This window comes from Thalassovita sp., assembly GCF_034670005.1.
Lineage (GTDB): Bacteria > Pseudomonadota > Alphaproteobacteria > Rhodobacterales > Rhodobacteraceae > Thalassobius.
Map to the genome: position 1 here is coordinate 25,275 of NZ_JAXMOH010000010.1, position 22,872 is coordinate 48,146.

Annotated in this window: 21 protein-coding genes; 11 read left to right on the top strand and 10 right to left on the bottom strand. The window is 59.2% G+C overall.

Features of this window, described 5'->3' with window-relative positions; all coding sequences use genetic code 11:
* Positions 1-69: 69 nt before the first annotated feature.
* Positions 70-1,134, top strand: coding sequence for an AmmeMemoRadiSam system radical SAM enzyme (amrS, locus tag VOI23_RS15200; RefSeq protein WP_323785782.1), 1,065 nt, complete (start codon positions 70-72; stop codon positions 1,132-1,134).
* Positions 1,135-1,212: 78 nt separating this feature from the next.
* Here amrS and VOI23_RS15205 read toward each other — a convergent pair whose 3' ends face one another.
* The 3 genes from VOI23_RS15205 to VOI23_RS15215 all read right to left on the bottom strand — a co-directional run bounded on the left by VOI23_RS15205 (position 1,213) and on the right by VOI23_RS15215 (position 6,808).
* Positions 1,213-4,359: an efflux RND transporter permease subunit gene (locus VOI23_RS15205; protein ID WP_323785783.1), complete on the bottom strand. Its 3,147-nt coding sequence runs from the start codon at positions 4,357-4,359 to the stop codon at positions 1,213-1,215.
* Positions 4,356-5,504, bottom strand: coding sequence for an efflux RND transporter periplasmic adaptor subunit (locus tag VOI23_RS15210; RefSeq protein WP_323785784.1), 1,149 nt, complete (start codon positions 5,502-5,504; stop codon positions 4,356-4,358). The genes VOI23_RS15205 and VOI23_RS15210 overlap by 4 nt, the downstream gene beginning before the upstream one ends.
* A gap of 350 nt (positions 5,505-5,854) precedes the next feature.
* On the bottom strand, positions 5,855-6,808 hold the full coding sequence (locus VOI23_RS15215; RefSeq protein WP_323785785.1) for a LysR family transcriptional regulator: 954 nt from the start codon (positions 6,806-6,808) through the stop codon (positions 5,855-5,857).
* Between the two features lie 155 nt (positions 6,809-6,963).
* Between VOI23_RS15215 and VOI23_RS15220 the strand changes: the two genes are divergently transcribed.
* From VOI23_RS15220 to VOI23_RS15265, 10 genes are all read left to right on the top strand, one after another.
* Positions 6,964-7,749 carry a transporter substrate-binding domain-containing protein gene (locus VOI23_RS15220; protein WP_323785786.1) on the top strand — a complete coding sequence of 262 codons (786 nt, stop codon included), beginning with the start codon at positions 6,964-6,966 and terminating at the stop codon, positions 7,747-7,749.
* A gap of 73 nt (positions 7,750-7,822) precedes the next feature.
* Positions 7,823-8,614 carry a creatininase family protein gene (locus VOI23_RS15225; protein WP_323785787.1) on the top strand — a complete coding sequence of 264 codons (792 nt, stop codon included), beginning with the start codon at positions 7,823-7,825 and terminating at the stop codon, positions 8,612-8,614.
* Between the two features lie 15 nt (positions 8,615-8,629).
* A complete protein-coding gene (locus VOI23_RS15230; RefSeq protein WP_323785788.1) occupies positions 8,630-9,277 on the top strand; it encodes an amino acid ABC transporter permease in 648 nt (215 codons plus the stop codon).
* A 27-nt stretch (positions 9,278-9,304) separates the two neighbouring features.
* Positions 9,305-9,961, top strand: a complete 657-nt coding sequence (locus VOI23_RS15235) for an amino acid ABC transporter permease (RefSeq protein ID WP_323785789.1) — start codon at positions 9,305-9,307, stop codon at positions 9,959-9,961.
* A 20-nt stretch (positions 9,962-9,981) separates the two neighbouring features.
* Positions 9,982-10,752, top strand: coding sequence for an amino acid ABC transporter ATP-binding protein (locus tag VOI23_RS15240; protein WP_323785911.1), 771 nt, complete (start codon positions 9,982-9,984; stop codon positions 10,750-10,752).
* Entirely contained in the window at positions 10,749-12,101 is a 1,353-nt protein-coding gene (locus VOI23_RS15245) for an aspartate aminotransferase family protein (protein ID WP_323785790.1), read from the top strand. The genes VOI23_RS15240 and VOI23_RS15245 overlap by 4 nt, the downstream gene beginning before the upstream one ends.
* A complete protein-coding gene (locus VOI23_RS15250; RefSeq protein WP_323785791.1) occupies positions 12,098-12,589 on the top strand; it encodes a GNAT family N-acetyltransferase in 492 nt (163 codons plus the stop codon). The genes VOI23_RS15245 and VOI23_RS15250 overlap by 4 nt, the downstream gene beginning before the upstream one ends.
* Positions 12,586-13,278, top strand: coding sequence for a CoA transferase subunit A (locus VOI23_RS15255; RefSeq protein WP_323785792.1), 693 nt, complete (start codon positions 12,586-12,588; stop codon positions 13,276-13,278). Before VOI23_RS15250 ends, VOI23_RS15255 begins: the two co-directional genes overlap by 4 nt.
* Positions 13,265-13,918, top strand: a complete 654-nt coding sequence (locus VOI23_RS15260; protein ID WP_323785794.1) for a 3-oxoacid CoA-transferase subunit B — start codon at positions 13,265-13,267, stop codon at positions 13,916-13,918. The genes VOI23_RS15255 and VOI23_RS15260 overlap by 14 nt, the downstream gene beginning before the upstream one ends.
* Before the next feature lie 8 nt (positions 13,919-13,926).
* Entirely contained in the window at positions 13,927-15,219 is a 1,293-nt protein-coding gene (locus tag VOI23_RS15265) for an ArgE/DapE family deacylase (RefSeq protein WP_323785795.1), read from the top strand.
* A 34-nt stretch (positions 15,220-15,253) separates the two neighbouring features.
* Here VOI23_RS15265 and VOI23_RS15270 read toward each other — a convergent pair whose 3' ends face one another.
* From VOI23_RS15270 to VOI23_RS15300, 7 genes are all read right to left on the bottom strand, one after another.
* Positions 15,254-16,390, bottom strand: a complete 1,137-nt coding sequence (locus tag VOI23_RS15270; RefSeq protein ID WP_323785796.1) for an ABC transporter permease — start codon at positions 16,388-16,390, stop codon at positions 15,254-15,256.
* On the bottom strand, positions 16,387-17,307 hold the full coding sequence (locus VOI23_RS15275) for an ABC transporter ATP-binding protein (protein ID WP_323785797.1): 921 nt from the start codon (positions 17,305-17,307) through the stop codon (positions 16,387-16,389). The genes VOI23_RS15270 and VOI23_RS15275 overlap by 4 nt, the downstream gene beginning before the upstream one ends.
* On the bottom strand, positions 17,304-18,257 hold the full coding sequence (locus VOI23_RS15280; protein WP_323785798.1) for an HlyD family secretion protein: 954 nt from the start codon (positions 18,255-18,257) through the stop codon (positions 17,304-17,306). The genes VOI23_RS15275 and VOI23_RS15280 overlap by 4 nt, the downstream gene beginning before the upstream one ends.
* A gap of 276 nt (positions 18,258-18,533) precedes the next feature.
* Complete coding sequence (locus VOI23_RS15285) at positions 18,534-21,011, bottom strand: EAL and GGDEF domain-containing protein (RefSeq protein ID WP_323785799.1); 2,478 nt, start codon at positions 21,009-21,011, stop codon at positions 18,534-18,536.
* On the bottom strand, positions 21,008-21,448 hold the full coding sequence (locus VOI23_RS15290) for a hypothetical protein (protein ID WP_323785800.1): 441 nt from the start codon (positions 21,446-21,448) through the stop codon (positions 21,008-21,010). The genes VOI23_RS15285 and VOI23_RS15290 overlap by 4 nt, the downstream gene beginning before the upstream one ends.
* 212 nt (positions 21,449-21,660) lie before the next feature.
* Positions 21,661-22,509 (bottom strand): class III extradiol dioxygenase family protein, encoded by an 849-nt coding sequence (locus tag VOI23_RS15295; protein ID WP_323785802.1) that lies wholly within the window; start codon positions 22,507-22,509, stop codon positions 21,661-21,663.
* A gap of 3 nt (positions 22,510-22,512) precedes the next feature.
* The gene (locus VOI23_RS15300; RefSeq protein ID WP_323785803.1) at positions 22,513-22,872 is read right to left on the bottom strand and encodes a protocatechuate 4,5-dioxygenase subunit alpha; all 360 of its coding nucleotides are present in this window, start codon (positions 22,870-22,872) and stop codon (positions 22,513-22,515) included.

Consider the following 22,872-nt stretch of genomic DNA (forward strand, 5'->3'; position numbering starts at 1 on the left):
TGCAGCGCCCTACCACAGGGGCGATTGATCCCTATATAGTTTGTGATCACAAAATTTGGAGGGGTCAGCTTGAACACAGCACGTTTTTGGTCGTCCCGGCCCGAAGACGGGCGGCTCGTATGCGAATTATGCCCGCGCTACTGTGCCTTGAAACCGGGGCAGCGCGGCCTGTGCTTTGTTCGCAAGGCGGAGGGGCAACGCATCGTGCTCGACACCTATAATCGATCTTCCGGCTTCTGCGTCGACCCGATCGAAAAGAAGCCATTGAACCATTTTCTACCCGGAACCCCGGTGCTGAGCTTTGGCACGGCCGGGTGCAATCTGGCCTGTAAGTTCTGCCAGAACCACGAGATTTCCACCAGCCGTGAAGTCGACAGCCTGACCGATCACGCCACGCCCGAAATGATCGCGGATGCGGCGGCGCAGGCTGGTGCGGCCTCGGTCGCCTTTACCTATAACGACCCGGTGATTTTCCACGAATACGCGGTGGACATCGCGCAGGCCTGTCACGCGCGGGGCATTCGAAGCGTGGCAGTGACCGCCGGGTACATAAACGCGGAACCGCGCGAGGAATTTTTCGCTCACATGGACGCGGCCAATATCGACCTGAAGGCGTTCAGCGAGGCGTTTTATCACAAGCTCACTGCCTCGCATCTGGCTCCTGTTCTGGAAACGATCGAATACGTGGTAAAAGAAACCGATTGCTGGGTCGAACTGACGACGCTGCTGATCCCGGGCTGGAACGACAGCGACCGGGAACTGACCGAGATGTCGGAATGGGTGGTGGACCGGCTTGGCCAAGACGTGCCGATCCATTTTTCCGCCTTCCACCCCGACCACCGGATGCCTGACGTGCCCGCCACGCCGCAGGAAACCCTGCTGCGCGCGCGCGACATCGCCAAGGCGGCTGGTGTGAACCATGTCTATGTCGGCAACACCCATCACAAGGACGGGCAGTCAAGCTATTGCAGCGGTTGCGGCGAACAGGTGATCGGCCGCGACTGGTACCGGCTGTCGGACTGGGCCCTGACCGATGACGGCCACTGCCGCAGCTGCGGCGCCGCGTTTTCGGGGGTGATCGACGGCCCACCGGGCGACTGGGGCCGCAAGCGGCAACCCCTGCGGATTGCCTGATCTGCCCTTGCGCAGGCGAACAGGCTGCATTGCGACCGTCTCTCGGATTCCTACCCAACGGCCTGCTTATTGTCAGGATCAGATAAGCGATGGACCAGATTCGGCGGTATCGTCCTGTCCAAATGTATCCTTTGTCTGATTTTCCCGCCGGACCAATCCAAGGTCATACAGGATTGCAAGCGTTGCAGGGGTGACGAACAGGGCCAGCAGAGTGGCCCCGGTCAACCCAAAGGCCAGACTTGCCACGATGGGGCGCAGGAACTGCGCTTGCGTGCTTTGTTCCAGCAGCAACGGGCCAAGTCCTACAACGGTGGTCAGCGAGGTCAGGAAGATCGAGCGGAACCTGTCGCGGACGGCTTCTTGTCCGGCGACGAGCATGTCTTCGCCCTGTGCAAAGCGGTCCTTCATGAATGCGGCGAGCAGGATCGAATCGTTCACCACGACACCGGCAAGTGTCGCCAGACCGACAAGGCTGGGCAGGGATATCTGCATCCCCAGCGCCATATGCCCCCACATCACCCCGATCAGGCTGAGCGGGATTGCCGCGATCACGACCACGGGCTGTATAAAGCTGCGGAACTGGAAGGCCAGGATCAGGTAGACCCCGATCAACCCGATTGCCATATTGCGGGCCAGCGACGATCCGGTGGTCGCGGTATCCTCGGCTTCGCCCAAAATGCTGACCGACACGCCGGGACGTTTTTCGGCCAGCCCGGGCAGGTAGTCCGCCTTCAACGCCGCCATCAGTTCACGCGAATTTGCCACGGCTGGGTTGATAGCCCCCTGAACCGCGACCGTACGCTGACCATCAACACGGTTGATCACTGCAAAACCGCGCCCCTGTTTGACATCGGCAACCGCTGTAAGGGGCACCAAGGCACCACCAGTGCCGGGAATACGCAGATCGAGGATGTCCTGCATGCTCATGCGGTTGGTGGCCGCAAGGCGGGCGACGACATCCAGCGGGCCAAGCCCGTCGCGCACCTCCAGCGGGGTATCCCCGCGGAAGCCCGCGCGCAGTTGCGTCGCCACATCCTGCGCCGTCACACCAAGCGCAGAGGCTGCTTCCGGGCGCATCGTGATGATGAATTCGGCCTTGCCCGGTTGCAGATCGAAGGTGACATCACGCACCCCCGCGAAGGAACGGAAAAATTTCCGCATTTCCTTTGCCGTGGTGCGAAGCTGGTCCAGATCGTCGCCTTGCAGGCGGATGTCGATCGGTTTGCCGCCAGCCCCGCGTTCCTTGTCCGTGATGCGGAAGGCTGCCATATCCGGCATCGGGCCGACCAGTTTTTTCCATCGGTCGACGATCTGGGTGACTTGGGTGTCGCGTACGCCAGCGGGCAGCAGCTTGGCGCTGACTGTGGCCATGTGAGCCCCGGTTTCCGGGGTGTCGGCATTGGCGCTGTAGGTCACGGTATAGCTTTGAATCAGGGGCTGTTCGTCGGGCTGATCGGGGGTCAGTTCCGAATTTAGCTTGTCCAGTGCGGCGACCACTTTGGCAACGCGCTGTTCGGTCCGGCCCAACGGCGATCCCTGCACCAGCAGCAGCCGGGCTTCAACCGTGTCGCTTTCGAGCTGCGGAAAGCTTTGGTACTTAATGAAACCGCCCGTATAAGGCGCCAGCGATATCAGGATCAGAAACCCTGCCAGCCCCAGCGTGAAATAGCGATAGCGCAGGCTCAGTCCTGACAGCGGTACAACCACGCGATCACGCAGCCCGTCGAAGGCACCGTTCACCAAGCGCGATACACGGTTAGGCCGCAGATCGCCCTTGAGCGAATGCCGCATATGGTGGGGCAGGATCAGGAAGGCTTCGAACAGGCTGACGATCAGCGTGATCACCAGAACGATGGGTATGTATTTTAGCACCGCGCCAATTTGCCCATCCATGAAGCTGAGCGGGCCAACAATCATCACCGTGGTCAGAAACGACGCCACCACGCCCGGCGCCACTTGCCGGGCACCATTGACGGCCGCGTCAATTGCGCGTTCGCCGGCCTGACGGCGGCGCACGATGTTTTCCGAAATCACGATGGAATCGTCCATCAACAGCCCGATCGCCACCAGCAACGCGACCATCGTCATCATGTTGATGGTATAGCCCAGAAGCTGCATCATGAATATGGTTCCGAGGAATGACACCGGCAGGCCCATCGCGACCCAGAAAGAAAAGCGGAAGCCGAAAAACAGCCACATCACGGCCAGCACCAGAACCAGACCCTGAATGCCGTTTACCCCGATGATGCGCAGACGGTCGCGGGTGTTCAGCGTGGAATCCTGCGAAATCGCCAGCTCTATATTGCCTGGGGCAACGGCTTGGGCCTGGGTCATGACCTTATCCAGCGCCGCCTTGACCCGTAGCGAATCCTGCGCGGCGGTTTTGTTGACCTGCACGATCGCTGCGCGGGCACCATTGTAATAGGCGGCCTGGGCGGGATCGGAAAATTCTTCGCGGATCGTTGCAACTTCGCCCAGCCGGATTTCGGCGCCGCTGGTCGACCCGGTCAGCGGGATGGCAGCAAATTCGCCGATAGTTCTCTTTTCGCCCAGAAAACGGATCGATGCTTCGCCCTGACGCCCTGCAAGCGTGCCCGCAGGAACGTCAAGACTGTCGCGGGTCAGAATTGGAACGATATCGGCAATGCTCAGCCCGTGGCGTTGTAGCATGGCAGCGTCAAATTCGATGGCGATCTCGCGGTCCGAGAACCCTGCGATGCTGACCTGCGAAATTTGTGGGTCGGCTTTCAACTGTTCCGCCAGCATATCTGCATAAGACAGCAAAACCTTTGGGTCCTCCGGTCCGGTCACGGCAATTGACGCGACCGAGGCCACCCGTTCCACGATCCGGGTGACCGGATCGTCCGCGCGGTCAGGGAATTGTCCGATTGCATCCACCGCAGCCTTCAGGTCGTTATGAAACCGGGTCATGTCCGCGCCTTCCACCATCACGGCGACGATTACGGCCATGTTGTCGCGCGACAGGCAGGATAGTTCGTCAAGATTGTCGACGGCGCGCAGCGGGTCCTCGGCTACCTGACAGATGCCGGTTTCCACTTCGGCGGGCGATGCACCTGGATAGGCGATGCGGATTTCCACTTCGGACGGCGGCGTCACCGGGAACGTATCGCGCTGCAAGGTTGGTACTGCGGCGATGCCCAGAACCAGAAGCGCCAACATCAGGATATTGGCCGCAGTGGGATGAACGGCAAACAGACGGATCATTGCTTGGAACCCTTGCCCTGGCCACTGGCCGCCAGCGCGATCTGGGCGGCCAGTTTTTTATCTTCCATCGGCTTGACCGTCATTCCCGGCACGGCGATGGCGGGATCGGTTACGACCAGCTTGTCGCCCTCGGATAATCCGTCGCTGACAACCGCGATATCGCCGATAGTATAGCCAATCGTAACATCCCGATTTTCGAGCGTGCCCTCGGACGATACGACTAGCGCCTTGCCACCCCGCACCGCATCCAGCGGTGCAATCAGCGCGGGGCGTTTGGGCGCCATCAGGATGACTTCGACAAAGGTGTTGCGCCGCAGCGGAGGACGTGCGCCCGCCTCGGCCTGCTCATAAGGGTCTTCGACCCGAACAACGATGGCGGTGCTTTGTGTTCGCGGATCAATCGCTTCGCCGATGCGGTCGATTTTTGCGTTCCACATCACCGAATGGCCCGGCGCGGCCAAACGCACCTTGGCCTTCAGGTCAAGGACAGTTGCGCCGTCGCCCACCGCCCGCAACAACGGCCCGATCCGGCCCATCGAAAATTGAGCCGCGATTTCCGTGGCGTCCAATCCTTCGGCAGTCAAAAGGGTCTGCCCGCGGTTCACCACCTGACCCAACTCGGCAGACACTTCGCCGATGCGGATGTCATAAGGGGCCGTGATTTTGGTGAATTCCAGCGACCGCGCCACTGCGGCCTGCTGTGCCTTCAATACGTTGCGTTCGGCGGCGTTCAGCGACAACTGGCTTTCAACCTCGACCACCTTGCTGCGCGCCGACAGTTCGGCCCGCCGGGCGGTGTCCACCCTGGCTTGGGTCGACACGCCTTCTTGGGCCAGCGATTTCTGTCGGTCCAGTTCGCCGCGGCTCAAATCAAGATCGGCGCTGGCTATGTCGAGGCTGGCTGCGAGCGTCTGATCCTTGACCGCAAGTGCCGCCAACTGCGCGTCGATCTGCGCCAATGCCAGTTTCAGATCGGTATCATCAAGCCGCAACAGGACTGCGCCGGCATCCACGGTTTTGCCATTGGCCAGATCGGGCGCGGTTTCGACAACTTCGGCTTCGACCCGTGCGATTGCACGCCATTCGCGTGCGGGTTCCGCAATGCCGAATCCGCTGACGCGCGGGACCAGATCGACCGGGGTCATTGTTAATACCCGGACTGCGGTCGGTGGCCGCTTGCTTTGTTCCGCAGCCGGCGGCTGAGCCAAGTTGCCCGAATATGCAACAGTCAATGCCCCGAATGTTATCGGGAGGCTAACAGCAAGGAGGCGAGAGAGTAATCGGATCGCTTTCGACATTCAGCGTTCTCTTTCAGGTCAAATGGCGGACAGGAAATATTTAGTATTCATTCTGGCGAATATGAGCATGACTTGACGCGGATCGTAAAGCCAAGTTTTCAAATCATAGTAGAAAAATTCCAGGTCCGGATTTGCCAGCCTGTTATCGCCTTACGTTGACCCGGGGCAGGCTTGTCAGAGAACTGGCCACGTCATTTTTAGTGATAAGTCCGCTCTTGCAAATCCACGCTGGCGATTGTTTCTTCGCATATCGTCAGGAATGTCGCTTCGGCATCTGACAACCGACGGGCCGGGTTGGTCAGAATGTAGATATTCACCAACGGAAGGTCATCATAGGGCGGCATCTGTCGCAGGCGCCCGCGCTCGACGTCCCGCGCGGCGACATGCAGGGGCAGGGCGCCGATGCCGATATCTGCCACGATCATCCGTCGCAATTCGTGCAGGTTCGATGATACGCCGCGCCATCCCGTTGCAATCTTTGCCCGCGCCCTGAGCCGGGCGACCGGTTCCAGCGGACCATTTTCGGTTTCGGTTTGAAACGACACGGATGGTTCGCCCGCCAGATCGGCAAGCGCAATTTCCTCGCGGTCGAACAGACGGTTGCGAGGGCCGCAGAACAGGCCGAAATATTCCCGGTACAATACCGTTGCCTTCAGGTTCAGGGGAATCTGCGGCAACAGGCATATCCCGATGCTGGTACGGTTCTGACTGATCCTCGCCGCGACTTCTTCGCTTTCTGCGACGGTGAAAGAGAAGGTCACCTTTGGGTGCCGCCTGGCGAATTCATGCAGCACATCATCGAAATGATCCGAAATAACATGGCTGGCGATCGCTACCGAGATATGGCCGCGCAATTCCTCGGTGGAGACTTCCAGAAGCGCTGGCAGTTGCGATACCGACCCAAAGATAGAAGAGCATTCCGAATAGAGGATCTGCCCCGCACGCGTCACTTTGAATTCATTGGGTTTTCGAATGATCAGGCGCTGCCCCATTGCCTGTTCCAGCCGCTTGAGAGCAGACGAAATCGTCGGTTGTTTCAGCCCTAGGAAATCGGCAGCTCGGGAAATGCCGCGCTGTTCCACCACAACCATGAATGTGCGCAGAAGATTCCAGTCAAGCTGCCAGGGAAATCGTTGTTCATAGGGCTTCATTATAGATTTCAACGATAATTAGAATTTGTATTATTTATTTGCATGATGATGTGGCCCCATGCAAGCCTTTTCGACAAGGTGTAAAGCCGCCACCTCGCGTCTGGCAAAGACCCAGACCGAGCTACAAAAATAGAGAAACCAATGGGAGAGAAAAAATGACCAAGCGCAGAACCCTTTTGAAAACCGCAATTGCCGCGGGCAGTCTTGCTCTGGGCGGCATCATGATCACCGCGCCGGTAATGGCCGACGAACTGGACACGCTGAAGGAAAAGGGCGTGATGCGGATCGCCATGTCGGGCGCCTATCCTCCGTTCAATTTCGTCAATGATAAAAACGAAGTCGTCGGGTTCGACCCTGCGATCGGCACCGAGATTGCCAAGCGCATGGGGCTTGAGGCGGAAATCGTCACCACCGCATGGGACGGCATCATCGGCGGTCTTCTGGCAAACAAATACGACGCCATCGTCGGTTCCATGACAATCACCGAAGAGCGTGACGAAGTGGTCGATTTCGTTGGCCCTTACTATTCGACCAAACGCGCGGTTTTCACCAAACCCGACAGCGGCATCACCAGCGTATCGCAGCTGGGCGATGCGAAAATGGGCGTCACCCTTGGCGAAACCCACGAAGAATGGGCCCGCGAACAAGGCTACAACGTGCGCACCTACAAAGGTCTGCCCGAGCTTCTGCTTGAATTGCAGAATGGCCGCGTTGACGTCATTGCCAATGACTCGATCGCCGCGATCCTCGCGATGAAGCAAAACGGCTATGACTTCGTGATGCTGCCCGATCTCGAAACCGAAGCTTTCGGTGCCGGTATCGCCATCCGCGAAGGCAATCCCAAGCTCGCAGCCGAAATGCAGGCCGCGCTGGATTCGATGATGGAAGACGGCACCTACCTCAAGATCGCCGAAAAATGGGTCGGCGGCGACATCCGCTGAATTCTCTGAATTCATCTTGGAAGCCTGTGGCACGCCGGTGATCCGGCGCGCCATCCCCAGAGGTGTGGGCGAAATGCAAACCGAATATGGTAAACTGACTTGGGAAGAGGTGCGCGACGCTGACAAGGACCGCGTCGTCATCCTCAACGTGTCCGCGACCGAAGATCACGGGCCGCATATGCCGCTCGACACCGATACGGTGCTGGGCATGGCGGTGGCCAATGGTGTGGCGGACATGGCACCCGAAGAGGTGCTGGTCATGCCGCCCATTGCCTATGGGTTCAATGAACATCACAAGGATTTTCCCGGCGTTATCTGGATTCAGCCGGAAACCCTGATCGCCTTTGTCACCGACGTGACGAAATCGCTGGCCCATCACGGGTTCCGCCGCATTCTGTTGCTGAATTCGCACGGGTCCAATCACCCTGTACTGGACCTTGCAGCGCGCAAGACGGTGATCGAAACCGGTATCATCTGCGTGTCCGCTTCTTACTGGAACCTGTGCAGCGACCGGATCAACGCACTGCGCAATTCCGAGGTCGGTGGCATTGCCCACGCGGGCGAATTCGAGGCCGCGATGTATATGCATCTGCACCCCGAACTGGTCGATCTGAGCAAGGCAACGAACCAGAACCTGCACGATCCGGACACCAAATTCTTCAATCTCGACCTAGCCAAGGGCGGCGGCAAGGCGATGCTGATGCGCTGGTGGTCCGAGGCCTCGCCCGACGGCACCATGGGCGACCCAACCGTCGCCGATGCCGAAACCGGGCGGAAATTTCTTGAAGCCGCGGTCGAGGAAACGACGGCGCTGGTGCGCGAAATCCGCGCCCTGCCGATCCTCGAACGCAAAGATCATCACTAAGGGAAGGACGGGCCGATGGATGTCGAACTGATGCTGAAGGTCTACCCCTATTTCATAAAGGCGGCCTGGGTCACAATTGAGCTTTCGGTGCTCACCACGATCCTGGGGTTGATCTGTGGGGCGCTTGGGGCGGCGGCGCGGTTGTCGCGGTTGCGTGTTTTGCGCATCATCGGCGTCACATATGTCAGCTTCATCCGCGGCACTCCCGCGCTGATTCAGCTTTTTATCCTCTATTTCGGCGGTCCTCAGATCGGCATTCAGCTTGACGCCTTCGAGGCGGGGGTGATCGGGTTGGGCGTCAATATCGGTGCCTACATGACCGAAACCATTCGCGGCGCGATCATCGCCATCGACAAAGGACAGGCCGAAGCGGCACGTACTCTTGGCATGAGCCGCTATCTCAGTATGCGTTACGTGATCCTGCCGCAGGCCGCACGTCTGATGATCCGGCCTTTGGGGGTGAACATCAACGCGTTGATCAAGGGCACCGCGCTGGTTGCCGCGATCTCGGTGATCGAGCTGACCTACACCGCTCAGCGCTATATCGGGTCGACCTACAAACCCTTCGAGATGTTCCTGATCTCGGGCGTTCTCTACATGATCATCATCTACATCACTGGCCGCGGCATTGCCTGGCTCGACCGCAAAGCGCGCATCGTCTGAGCGGCGCGAGGCAGAGGGAGAAACGATATGGGGCTGGATTTCACGGTCATTCCGAAATACCTCGACGTTGTCATGCTCGGCGCGTTGTGGACCATCGCGATTACCGTCGCATCGGCGCTGGTAAGCTTTTTCGGCGGTATAGTCTTTGCGGTGATCGCGCTTTATGGCCCGGTTCTGGTGCGGCTGCCGTTCCGCGCCTTTGCATGGCTGTTCATGGGCACGCCGCTGCTGCTGCAATTGTTCCTGATCTATTTCGGACTGGTGCAGATCGGTATCGACCTGCCAGCCTTTGTCGCGGGTGTGATCGGGTTGGGGCTGCATTTCGCGGTTTATAATTCCGAACTCATTCAGACCAGTATCCTGGCCGTTGACAAGGGTCAGATGGAAGCCGCCCGCACGTTGGGGCTGAGCCGAGGGCAGGCCCTGCGCAAAGTCGTGGTGCCGCAAGCGGTGCGCGACGTGATCCCGCCCATCGGCAACAACATGATTGCGCTGCTAAAGGACTCGGCGCTGGTGTCGGTGATCGGGGTGTCGGAACTCACCCTGTCGGCCCAGCTGGCCATCGGGCGTACCTACCGGCCGTTTGAATTCTACGTACTGGCGGCCGTGTTCTATTACATCATCAACCTCGGGATGGAGGCCGTTCTGCGCCGCATCGAACGCAAGATTCAGGCCGCGCGCTGACGGCGATGGAGATCAAAATGATGACTGACCAAAAACCCTTCGTCGATATCCGGCATGCTCAAAAAAGCTATGGCACTCTTGAAGTTCTCAAGGATATCAGCCTGCAAGTGCAACGCGGCGAAATCGTCGCGATCATCGGGCCATCGGGATCGGGCAAAAGCACTTTGCTGCGTGCGATCAACGACCTCGATCCGCTGACGGGCGGCGAAATCTGGCTGGAAGATACACAGATCAACAAGGACCTGCCGCATCGCCAGTATGAAAAGCATATCAACGAAGTGCGCCAGAATATCGGCATGGTGTTCCAGCACTTCAACTTGTTCCCGCATCTGACTGTGCGCGGCAACATCACGCTGGCGCCGAAGCTTCTGAAAGGGATCAACGAGGAAGAGGCCAACAAGCTGGCCGAAGAGCAGCTGAACAAGGTCGGTATGCTGGAACGTATTGATTACTATCCATCGCAGCTGTCCGGCGGTCAGAAACAGCGCGTCGCCATTGCGCGCGCGCTGGCGATGAAGCCCAAGGTTATGCTGTTCGACGAAGCGACTTCGGCGCTCGACCCGGAACTGGTCGAGGAAGTGAACCTGGTGATGAAAAAACTCGCCGAAGAACATATGACGATGATCATCGTCACCCATGAAATGGATTTCGCGGCCTCGGTCTGCGACCGGGTCTTGTTCATGGATCAGGGGGTCGTGGTCGAAGAAGGCCCGCCCGAAAAGATATTCCGCAATCCCGATCAGGACAGAACCCGCGAATTTCTGCGCAAACATCTTGCAGGTGCAAAGTGAACGACCAGCCATCCCATCTTTTCTATCAATCGCGCAATCCCCGTCCGTTTCTGGACCGGGGCGAAGGTATCTATTTGTTTGACCAGTCGGGCAAACGTTACATCGACGGTTCGTCGGGCGCGATGGTATCCAATATCGGCCATTCCAATCCGCGCGTTCTCGCCAAGATGAAGGCGCAAATGGACAAGGCGACCTTCGGGTACCGGTTGCATTTCCGTACCGAAGCATCGGAAAATCTGGCAGCCAAGACCGCGCAGATGATGCCGGAAGGTCTGGATCGTGTGTTTTTCGTTTCGGGTGGCTCCGAAGCGGTGGAAAGCGCGGTAAAACTGGCGCGACAGTACAAAATTACCCAAAATGAGGCGAGCCGCTGGAAGGTGATTTCCCGCTTTCCGTCTTACCACGGCTGCACGCTTGGGGCGCTGGACCTGACCGGATATGATCCGCTGACACGGCCCTTCGCGCCGATGATGCGCGGTATGCCAAAGATCCCGGCACCGGCCACCTATCTTGACCGCGACAATCTGACTGAACATGAACGCGGTCTGAAATACGCCGAAATGCTGCGCGACAAGATCCTGTCCGAAGGCCCCGATACGGTTCTGGCCTTCATCATGGAACCGGTGGGGGGCGCATCGACCGGCGCATTGGTTGCGCCCGACAGTTATTACGGCCGCATCCGCGAAATCTGCGACGAATTCGGTGTGGTGCTGATCTATGACGAGGTGATGACAGGGGTGGGCCGCACCGGACGTTTCCTTGCTGCCGAACATTGGGGGATCACGCCCGATATCGTCGCGATGTCCAAAGGTTTCGGATCGGGTTATGCGCCGCTCGGCGCGACCGTGGCGGGCACCCGGATCGTCGATCCGATCCTTGATGCAGGTGGGTTCCAGCATGGGTTTACCTATGCCGGCAATCCGATGGCCTGTTCGGCGGGGCTTGCGGTGCTGGAAGAAATCGAAGCGCAGGGGCTGGTCGCCAATGCCGCCGCGATGGGCGACGTGTTGATCGCCCGTATGCGCGGGTTGATGGCACGCTATCCGTTCATCGGCGACGTCCGTGGCAAGGGCTTGCTCACCGCTTTCGAATTCGTTTCTGACCGGGACACGATGGAACCGCTGCCGGTGGGGCTGAACGCGTTTTCGCAGCTGGTAGAGCTGGCTTATGAACGTGGACTCATAATTTATTCGCGCCGCACCCGTGGTGGCGCGGCGGGCGATCATTTCCTGCTTGCCCCGCCACTGATCATCACCGAAGCCCAGATCGACGAAATGATGGCCCTTCTAACCGACAGTCTGGATGCCTTCGCCGCCGGTGCCGGTCTTGAGGTGGAGCCATCGGCATGACGATCCGGGTTGCCAGTCCCGCTGATGCCCCGGCGATCGTGGCGATGCTCGCCCGGTTGGCGGATGAAACCGGTGATGGCGCTCGCTTTGCGTCTACACCCGACACGGTCCGCGCCCACGGCTTTGGTCCAGCGGCGCTGTTTCAAACCATGATTGCGGAACAGGACAGCCATGCCACTGGCATCGCGCTGTTTTTCCGGCACTATTCCAGCACACGTGGGCAACCCGGGGTATATGTACAGGACCTGTGGACCGCGCCCGACGCGCGCGGTCAGGGGCTGGGCGCGCGTTTACTTGCTGCCGTGGCGGATCACGCACGACGTGGCTGGGGCGCGTGTTACATGGCACTGACCACGCACGGCCATAACGATGCGGCCCGGTCCTTCTATGCCCGGCTGGGGTTCACCGCGCAGGCGGACGATGTCCCGATGGCGCTTGACGGGGCCGGCTTTGCGGGACTCGGCACCGGTTCGGAGGCCGTCGCATGAGACTGCCTGACAAGACCACCGCGATTGAAGACGCGCTTGCCGGAATATCCGACGGTGCCACGGTGATGATCGGCGGCTTCGGGGTGCCCGGCACGCCTTTCACACTGATCCACGAACTGGTGCGGCAAGGGGCGCGGAACCTGACGGTGATCAAGAATGACGCGAACGAGACAGATATGGGCGTGGATCATTTGCTGGCCTCGGGGCAGGTCGCGCGGCTGATCACCACCCATATCGGCCTTAATCCGCGCGCCATCGCACAGATGAATGAAGGCCGTCTGGAGGTAGAATTCAACGCGCAGGGTATACTGGCCGAACGCGTGCGGGCCGGTGGGGCAGGGCTGGGCGGTATTCTCACCGATATCGCAGAAGACACCGAATTGGCCCACGGCAAACAGCGGCTGGAAATCGACGGTAAACGCTACATCGTCGAAACCGCGCTACGCGCCGACGTCGCTCTGATCCACGCTGACCGCGCCGATGCGTTCGGCAATCTCGATTACGTTGCCACCGCGCGCAATTTCAACCCGCTGATGGCCATGGCTGCAACCCGCGTGGTTGCGGAGGCCGAACAGGTTTTGCCGATGGGGGGCTTGTCCCCAGACGAGGTCCATACGCCGGGGCCTTTCGTCGATCACGTTGTCGAACTCACCGAGATTAGCGAGGAATACGCCATTGTCCGACGCTAGAAACCGCATGGTCGCCCGGGCCGCACTTGAAATCGCACCGGGCATGGTGGTGAATCTGGGGATCGGCCTGCCGACCCAAGTGGTGAACCATCTGGCCGCCGATTTCCCGGTCTGCCTGCATACCGAAAACGGGCTTGCGGGCATTGGCCCAACCCTGTCGCCGGACCGGGCCGACCGGAACCTGATTGACGCGGGCGGGGCCTATGTCTCGACCATACCGGGTTCGTCCTTCTTTGATAGCGCGGTGAGCTTTGCTCTGGTTCGGTCGGGGCGGCTGGATCTGACCATGCTCGGGGCTTTCGAAGTCAGTCAGGCTGGGGATCTTGCCAACTGGAAAGTACCCGGCAAATTTTCCCCGGGGCCGGGCGGCGCGATCGAACTGGCCCAAAAGGCGCGGCGCGTGATCGTGCTTTCAACCCATACCGACCGCGCGGGTAATCCCAAGCTGAAAACCGATTGCGGCCTGCCGCTGACCGCGCGCGGCTGCGTGGCGCGCGTGTTCACTGACATGGCGGTGATCGACATCACACCGGGTGGGTTTGCGCTTGCCGAACTTGCCCAAGGGGTGAGTATTGCCGAGCTTACCGAAGCGACCGGCGCACCTGTGGCCATCCCGACCGGCGACATTCCGACATTCTGAGGCAGATAATGGACCAAGACCTGAAAACCCGTATTCTCGATGCTGTTGACGCCGGATTTGACGACCAGATCGGATTTCTGTCCGAACTGACAGCGCATCCGTCCACCCGCGGCAAGGAACAAAGCGCCCAGACATTCATGGTCGAACAACTGGTCGCGCGGAATTACACGGTTGATCGTTGGCAGATCGACGTCAATGAAATCAGCGCATTACCCGGTTTCTCGCCCGTGCTTGGCCCATATGAGGATGCCGTAAACGTGGTAGGGGCCCATACTTCACGTACCCAAAAAGGGCGATCACTGATCCTGAACGGCCATATCGACGTGGTCCCTGAAGGGCCGCTCGATATGTGGGACAGCCCGCCTTACGAACCGCGCGTCGATGACGGCTGGATGTATGGTCGTGGTGCCGGGGACATGAAGGCGGGGCTTGCGTCTAACCTGTTTGCGCTGGACGCGATTGGGCGGCTTGGGCTGGCACCGGCGGCGGATGTGTTTTACCAATCCGTGGTCGAAGAGGAATGCACCGGCAATGGTGCGTTGGCCTGTCTTGCCCGCGGCTACAAGGCCGACGCCGCGCTGATCCCTGAACCTTTTGCCGAAAAACTGGTGACCGCGCAGATCGGGGTGATCTGGTTCCAGGTTCACCTCAAGGGGCTGCCGACCCATGTCGCCTATGCGGGCAGCGGGTCCAACGCGATCGAGGCGTCGATCCCGCTGATTGCCGCGCTGCATGAAATGGAAACGCGCTGGAACGCTCCTGAAAACCGGCCCACCGACTACGCCCACATGGATCACACGCTCAACCTCAATATCGGCAAGATCGAGGGTGGCGACTGGACCAGCTCGGTCCCCGCATGGTGTGTTTTCGATGTCCGCATGGCGATTTTCCCGGGACAAAGCATCGAGGCCGCCAAGGCCGACATCGAGGCGGTACTGATGGAAGCGGCGCGGCAGAATGATTTTCTCAGGAACTCGTTGCCCGAGGTTGTCTATCATGGCTTCAACGCCGAAGGATATGCGTTGTCTCAGGACGGCTCGGTCAATGCCAAGGCGGCGATAGGTGCGCTTGAAGCGGCCCATGGCACTGTGACCGGCAGCGCGCTCGACAAGGCGGCAATCACTGCAACCACCGACGCGCGTTTCTTTGGCCTTTATGCCGATACTCCGGCGCTGGTCTATGGACCGCGCGCCGAAGCGATCCATGGCTTCAATGAACGCGTCGAACTGGAAAGCATGCGACGGGTCACCCAGGCCACGGCACTGTTCATCGCCGATTGGTGCGGCCTCGAAGAGGTCTGAGACGCACCGTCGCTGTCCAAGAGGGGTGGCCCGATTAGTCCAGTGTTCGGCGGAATCGGGCCAGCGCGATCAGCGCAAAGAAGATCACGAACAGAATGAGGGCCGTCATCTGAGGGTGTATGTTGGCGGGGCCAGCCCCTTTCAGCATCACCGCGCGGATCATGCGCAGGAAATGTGTCAGTGGCATCAGTTCGCCGATCCATTGTGCCCAGACCGGCATGCCGCGGAACGGGAACATGAACCCCGACAACATGATAGAAGGCAGAAAGAAAAAGAACGTCAGCTGCATGGCCTGCATCTGCGACCGCGAAAAAGTGGAAATCGAATATCCCAGCAGAACCAGCGCCAGAACGAACACCAGCACCCCCAGCAGAAGCAATCCCAGATCGCCCACGAAGGGCACGCTGAACAGCACTTTCGCCGCACCCAGAACGACGATCACCTGCACCGCACCGACGCCGAGATAAGGCAGCACCTTGCCCAGCATGATTTCGGTGGCCGTGACCGGCATCGCCAGCAGGTTTTCCATTGTCCCGCGTTCTGTTTCGCGGGTCAGCGCCATCGATGTCATCATCACCATGGTCATTTGCAGGATCACGCCCAGCAATCCGGGCACGATGTTGTATTGCGTGATGCCTTCGGGGTTGTAACGGCGGTGGACGATAACGTTCAGGTGGCCGCGCGCGCTTTCTTCTACTTGGGATGCAATACCCATCTCATGCAGCAGCGCATCCGACGCCACGGTGCCCAGTGTCGATATTGCGCCCGAGGCAACGGCGGGATCGGTTGCATCGGCTTCGATCAGCAGGGTCGGGCGGTCGCCCCGGTCCACCCGCAGACCGAAATCCGACGGGATCGTCACCACGAAAGACACGCTGCCGCGTTCAATCAGGGCCTCAGCTTCGGCGGCGCTGACGGCGACGTGGTCAAAACGGTAATAACCGGTCAGTTCCAGCGCGCTGACAATCGCACGGGTATAGTGATCCTGTGTCGGCGCGACCAATGCAGCCGGCAGGTTCTTGGGGTCGTTGTTGATCGCAAATCCAAACAAGATCAGTTGCATCAGCGGGACGCCCAGCATCATCGCAAAGGTCACCCTGTCGCGGCGCATCTGGATCAGTTCCTTTGCCCAAAGCGCGGTCAGGCGGCGGAGAGAAAAAATACGGCTCATTGCATGTTGTCCTGACCGTCGGCCATGAATCGGATAAAGGCGTCCTCAAGGGTGGTTTCAGCCCGCTCGGCACGCACCCCGGTGGCCTTCACCGTATCCCTGACACTGCGTTCCAACGCGGCAGCGTCACGGCCCACCACGTGCAGTGTCGTGCCGAAATGGGTGACTTCATCAACGCCCGGATGCCCTTTCAGCATTTTCGCGGCTTGCGGCGTGTCCGGTCCATCCAGCACCCATGTGGTCAGCCCTGCCTTGGCCAGAACGTCGGCCACGGTGCCAGAGGCGACCAGTTTGCCATAGGAGATATAATTGATCCGGTGGCAGCGCTCGGCCTCGTCCATGTAATGGGTCGAGACCAGAACGGTCAGTCCATTTTCGGCGCGCAGATGAATTTCGTCCCAGAATTCGCGCCGCGCCTTGGGATCGACACCGGCGGTCGGTTCGTCCAGAAGCAAAAGCCGGGGATTGTGCATCACGCAGGCGGCCAGCGCCAAACGCTGTTTCCAGCCCCCCGACAACGTCCCCGCCAGTTGATCACGCCGGGCCGTCAGGCCCAGATCGGCCAGCGTGTCGCGGACAAATCGTTGCACTGGCTTCAACCCATAAAGCCCTGCGACAAAAGCCAGATTTTCGGCGATCGTCAAATCCTCATACAGAGAAAATCGCTGGGTCATGTATCCGATTTCGCGCTTGATCAGATGGCGTTTACGCAGATCGTGACCCAATACGCGGCCGCTGCCTTCATCTGCGGTCAGCAGCCCGCACATAACCCGGATCGTTGTCGTCTTGCCCGACCCGTTTGGCCCCAGGAAACCGGCGATTTCACCGCGTTCGACCTTCATCGAGACGTGATCGACCACAGTTCGGCCGTCGAATCTTTTGACCAACCCGGAAACGTCGATCACTGGCTCGGTCATTGCGCGATCTCTGGCAGAACGGCATCGACGATTTGGCCGGGCTTTAACCGTTTGTCACTCTTGCCGGGGCGCGCTTCGACCATGAAGACCAGCTTTTGGCGGTTCTCGACGGAATAAATAACCGGCGGGGTGAATTCGGGTTCTTCCGCGATATAGCTGACCGTGGCCTCGGCGCCATCGCCGCAGCCATCGCAATTGATCCGCAAACGGGTCCCTATTTCGATCGTCGAGAATGCGGTTTCCGGAATGTAGAGCCGGACAAACACCGTCCCGTCGGGTAGCAATGACAGGACCGGGGCCTGTGGCCCGGCGATTTCGCCCTCATTGCGCAGGATTTCCGTTACCCGGCCATCGGCGGGGGCATAGAGAGTGCGGCGGTTCAACTGCCATTTGGCGGCCTCGACGCGGGCTTGGGCCTGCGCGACATCGGCTTCGGCCGCGGCGATTTCATAAGTGCGCGCCGGAAGCCGCGCCACTGCAAGGTTGGCCTGAACCTCGACCACGCGCGAATTGGCCACGTCGAGCCGGCTTTGCGCTTCGTCAAGCTGCGCCTGCGGGGCAACACCACGCTCCACAAGGCTGGATATCCGCGCCGTTTCGCGGGCGATTTCCTTGGCTTGGGCACGGGCGGAGGCAAGGTTGGCCTCGATCACATTGATCTCTTCGGTACGGCGTCCTTCACTCAGATTGGCCTGACGGGCTTCGGCAGCGCGCAGGGCGGCGTCGGCTTCGGCAAGCGCAATCACAGCATCGCGGCGTTCCAGCTGCACCAGAACATCGCCTTTGGCCACCGCATCGCCCCGGTTCAAGGTCATTTCCTCGATCCGCGCTGACCCGACCGGCGCAATCAGCACATGTTCGGCTTCGACATATCCGGAGGCAAGCGGCAGGGCCGGTGCGCATTGCGTGAAAAGCGCAGAAATAATGGGAATAGCGCAAACGAAACTCATACACTGCCTCCGGTCTGTGTCACTTGGCCCGGCTGCAATGCCAGCGGTCCAATGTCCAGTTCAGACCGATTCCCGTTCGGCCTTTATCTGAGTATTTTATCGCGCTGATGATCGGAAAACAAAGGAAGCTTGGCACAGGGAGGGATGTTTCGGGAGAAGGATGGATTGAGTATGGGGTTCACCCCATAAAAATGCCTGCAAAACACCCGAAAAGACCCCCTGCGACGGGACTGGCAAGGAAGGAAAACCTTCGTATGAACCGGCAGGTCAGTCTGGCTATTCGCACGGTAACCATGATCCTTCTGACCCTTCCGCCAGTCGCAATCGTTCGGTTAATTCGGGCGTTGGCTGCGGTCGCCCGAAATAGTAGCCTTGAAACAGGAAACATCCCTTTTCTTGCAGGAATTCAAGCTGTTCCTGGGTTTCAACGCCTTCGGCGATGACGTCATGACCCAGTTCGATCCCAAGGCTGATGATCGCCCGGACGATCGAGGCATCGCTGCTGTCGGCCATCATGTCACGGATGAAATCCTGCGCGATTTTGATTTTGCTGACGGGCAGACGCTTGAGATATTGCAATGACGAATAGCCGGTGCCGAAATCGTCGATGGAAAACCGGATGCCCTTGGCGGCCAGCCGCTGCATAACCGCCGCCACTTCGTCGGGCCGTTCTGCAAGGGAACGTTCGGTGATTTCCAGCTCGAGATAACGCGGCGGCAGCCCCGCGCTGTTCAGCGCGGACAGCACGTCATTTTCGAATTCCGAGGTTTTGAATTGCAGGGTCGACAGGTTGACGCTGACCGTTGCCTGCCGCATCAGCCCCTGATCATGCCAGGCGCGCATTTGTCTGCAGGCCTGCTGCAATACCCAGGTGTCGATATCCAGCAACAGCCCGCTGTCTTCGGCGACGCGGATAAATTCGCCTGGGCCGCGAATGCCCTTTTCCGGATGATCCCAGCGCAACAGCCCCTCCACCCCGACCAACCGGTTGGCCCGGGTGTCAATCTGCGGCTGCATGTAGAGGACAAATTGCTGTTTCGTGAGAGCTTCGTGCAGATCCTCGATCAGGGTGACGCGCTGACGCAACCCAGCCTCTACATTCGCGTCGTGGAAACGGAAACCGTGGCGGCCTTCTTCTTTCACGCGATAAAGCGCGGTGTCGGCCTGGCTGAGAAGATGCGTCGGGTCGCTTTTGCCGGGCAGGTACAGCGCGATACCGATGCTGGCATCGGTGTGAATTCGGTGATTTTCGATTTTGAACGGGGCCGATAACCGCTTGATCAGTCGTTGGGCAAGAATGGCGGCGTCCTTCGTTTCCTGCAGGTTCAGTTGCAGTACCGCGAATTCATCGCCGCCCAGCCGTGCCACGACTGCGTCGTCGCGCACGGATGCTTCCAACCGCTTGCCGACGGCGGAGAGCAGCGCGTCACCGATCGGATGCCCCAGCGTATCGTTCACATCCTTGAAATGGTCGAGATCCAGCAGCAGCAGTGCAAAGTTTTCGTCATAACGTTTTGCCCGATGCACCGCATGTTGCAGCCGGTCATTGAACATCGCCCGGTTCGGAAGCCCGGTCAAAGTGTCGTAATTGGCCAAACGCTCTGTCCGCAGTTCCGATTTTCTGCGGGCTTCATCGGTCTGGTGGGCTTCGGTGATTTCAGCGATGGCCGACAGGAATGGCGTCAGCCGCTTGACCACCGCATCGTTATAGCCGCCCTTTCGGTTGGCCAATCCGATTTCGCCGATGATTTTTTCGCCCCGCAGCAGTGGGATACCCAGAAATGTGTCGAGCGGTGGGTGCCCCTGCGGCGTGCCTTTTCTGCTTGGGTGCTTGGCGGGGTCGTTGGCGATCACGACCTTGCCGGTGACGATGGCAGCACCGTTCAGGCCGTCAAAATCATAAAACCTGATTTCTTCGGATGCGTGATCGCGCATGAATTGCCGCTTATCGGCAGTCCCGGAAAGACCTGAAAGGGCCAGCGCCCGCATATAGGGCGTCCCGTTATCATCTGTGCAACAATCCATCAGGAAGCCGTATTCGCTATCGGTCAGTTTGAGCACTTCGACCAGAATTGTATCAAAGGCTGCCTGCGTATCTGCCCCGGCGATAAAACTGGACAGGGTGCGATCCACTATCTTGAGATCCTCACGCTCTGTTTCTATGGCCTGTTCCATCGCCTTCCGCCCGGTAATATCGCGGGCAATACCGATCGCGTTCCATTCTCCGTTCAGAAAGGCCGGGGCGATTGACAATTCGACCGGAATATCGCCGCGGTCCTTGGTCCGTATCAGAGTTTCGTGTGTGCCGCCAACGACCGTCCCTTCACCGGTTTCGCGAAAACGCGACCAGTTCGCCTTGTAGTCTTTACGCAACTCCGAAGGACCGAGACAAATATCAATGTTTTGGCCCAAAGCCTCGGTTTGGGAATACCCGAATATTTTCTCGGCGGCGGGATTCCACAACGTGATCGTTCCATCGTTGTCGACCACGATCACAGCGTCGAGCGCGGTATCGGTGATGGTCCTGAATTTCATTTCGCTTTCGCTCAATGCACGCAGAGCCTGTTCCTTTTCCTGCACCGAACTTGTCAGCTCTTCCGCCAGCATGTTCAGCCCAACCGCCAGCGCGTCGATTGTGCTGCCGGTGCCGGACGGTTCCAGCCGGGCGTCAAAATCTCCCGAAGCCAGCTGCAGGATCATGTTCAGGATCCGGTCCAGACTTTCGCGTGCCAGTTCGGGGGTTTCAATACTCACGTCTGATACCCTTTCAGCCAGGACACGGCCTCTGGTTCCGAGGTGAACAGTCGCATCGGATGTCGGGGTTTGTTCAGGCCCAGGAAGAAACTGCCCAGAACCTTGCTGAGCGGCGAACCGACAAGCATCGCACAGGCCGTCATACAGTCGGTGGCATGTTCGCTGCTGTAATACCGCCGGGCGTCCTGCGTCGCGCTCAGCGTTCCGGCCATGTCGACAATGACAGCACGTTTGCCACCATCGCAGAGTTCGCTGAGGGCGGCGATGGTTGCCTTGGCCGAAGCCAGATCTTCTTTGGTTCCGGGCAACATGCGCACCCGGACGATGCCATCCTCTCCAAGTACCGATTCCGCAGTCTGGGTAGTGATCTGTCTCTCCGCAGAAAGCGTTTCGGTTTGTGTTTCCGTGGTTTGCAGCCCGAAATCTTTGCCGTCCAAGGCGCCGTCCTCCTGTGCTGTGGGGGTGCGGGACCTGAAAGGGGCGCAGTCCGCAGCGGAAGTGTGGCGAGCTTCACTCAACAATTCGTAAAAATTGGATTTCTATTCAAAGTGTTCGAATATCGCCCTTTGCAGCGACATCGGGCGAAAAACCAAAACGGCGGACCTTTGCAGGCCCGCCGTGTCGTTTTTTCGTTTGGCCGACGGGAGGATCAGTCGGCACATTCCAGCAGCATCGTACCAGCCCCGGTATTCGAGATCGGGATGTGATAATTCTGGTGCAACGCGTTGACCTTGTCGCCAAGCGCCCCGCGCATCATCATCCACATCAGGAATTCGGTACCCTGCGCGCCGGCCTTTTCGACCAGCTCCATCCGGGTGATCTTGGTCAGTTCTTCCGGATCGTCGATGATCTTTTCCATGCAGTAGGTGTCGAATTCCTTGTTGATGAACCCGGCACGTTCACCGTCGAGCTGGTGGCTCAATCCGCCGGTGCCAAGGATCACGACCTTGATGTCCTCGGGGTAGGATTCGATCGACTTGCGTAACGCCTTGCCGAAGTCCAACGCCCGTTTCAGGGTCGGGATCGGGTGTTGCACGGTGTTGGCGCTGACCGGGATCGCGCGTGGCATGTTCGGGTTGGCATGGGCGCCGCGCCAGAACAGCTGCATCGGCACGGTGAAACCGTGATCGACCGGCAGTTCCTGACAGGACGTGATGTCGAATTCGCGCGCCACCATGCCTTCGATGATGTGCCAGCTAAGCTTGGCATCGCCGGGAAACGGCGGCAGTTGCGGAATGCCCCAGCCTTCGTCTTCGTTGACATATTCATGCGCGGCCCCGATCGCGAAGGTCGGCATCTTGTCGAGGAAGAACCCAAGCCCGTGATCGTTGTAGATATTGATCGCAACATCCGGCTTGTGCTTGTCGAGCCATTCCCACACCGGTGGGTAGCCGTCGAAGAACGGTTTCCAATACGGGTCGTCATACAAGTTGTTGGCAATCGCGTTGCCGACGGCGGGAATGTGGCTGGTGGTCAGCCCTCCGATAATCTTGGCCATGGATCAGTCCCCCTGCCTCAGCAGTTTTTCCTTGAATTCTTCGGTGGTCATGCCGGTCTGCTGGGCGCCAACGTCCTGCACGCTCAGCTTGAATATGCCGGCAAATTTGGCGAGGTAGTAAATATTGCCGCCAGCGGCGATCATCGCCAAAACGTTCTTGTCGCGGCAGGCTTGTTTCTGTTCCTCGTTCAGCCCAAATTTTTCCATATAGGCTTCGGGATCAGCGAGATAGGCTTCGCGCGCGGCGGCCTTATTGAAGGAAAAGCACATTTTGTTGAGCGCATAACCCTTCATCGCCATTTCACCATCGAAAATCGTGGTACCTTCGATGTGAACGTGATGGTCGAGGTCTTCCAGTTCCAT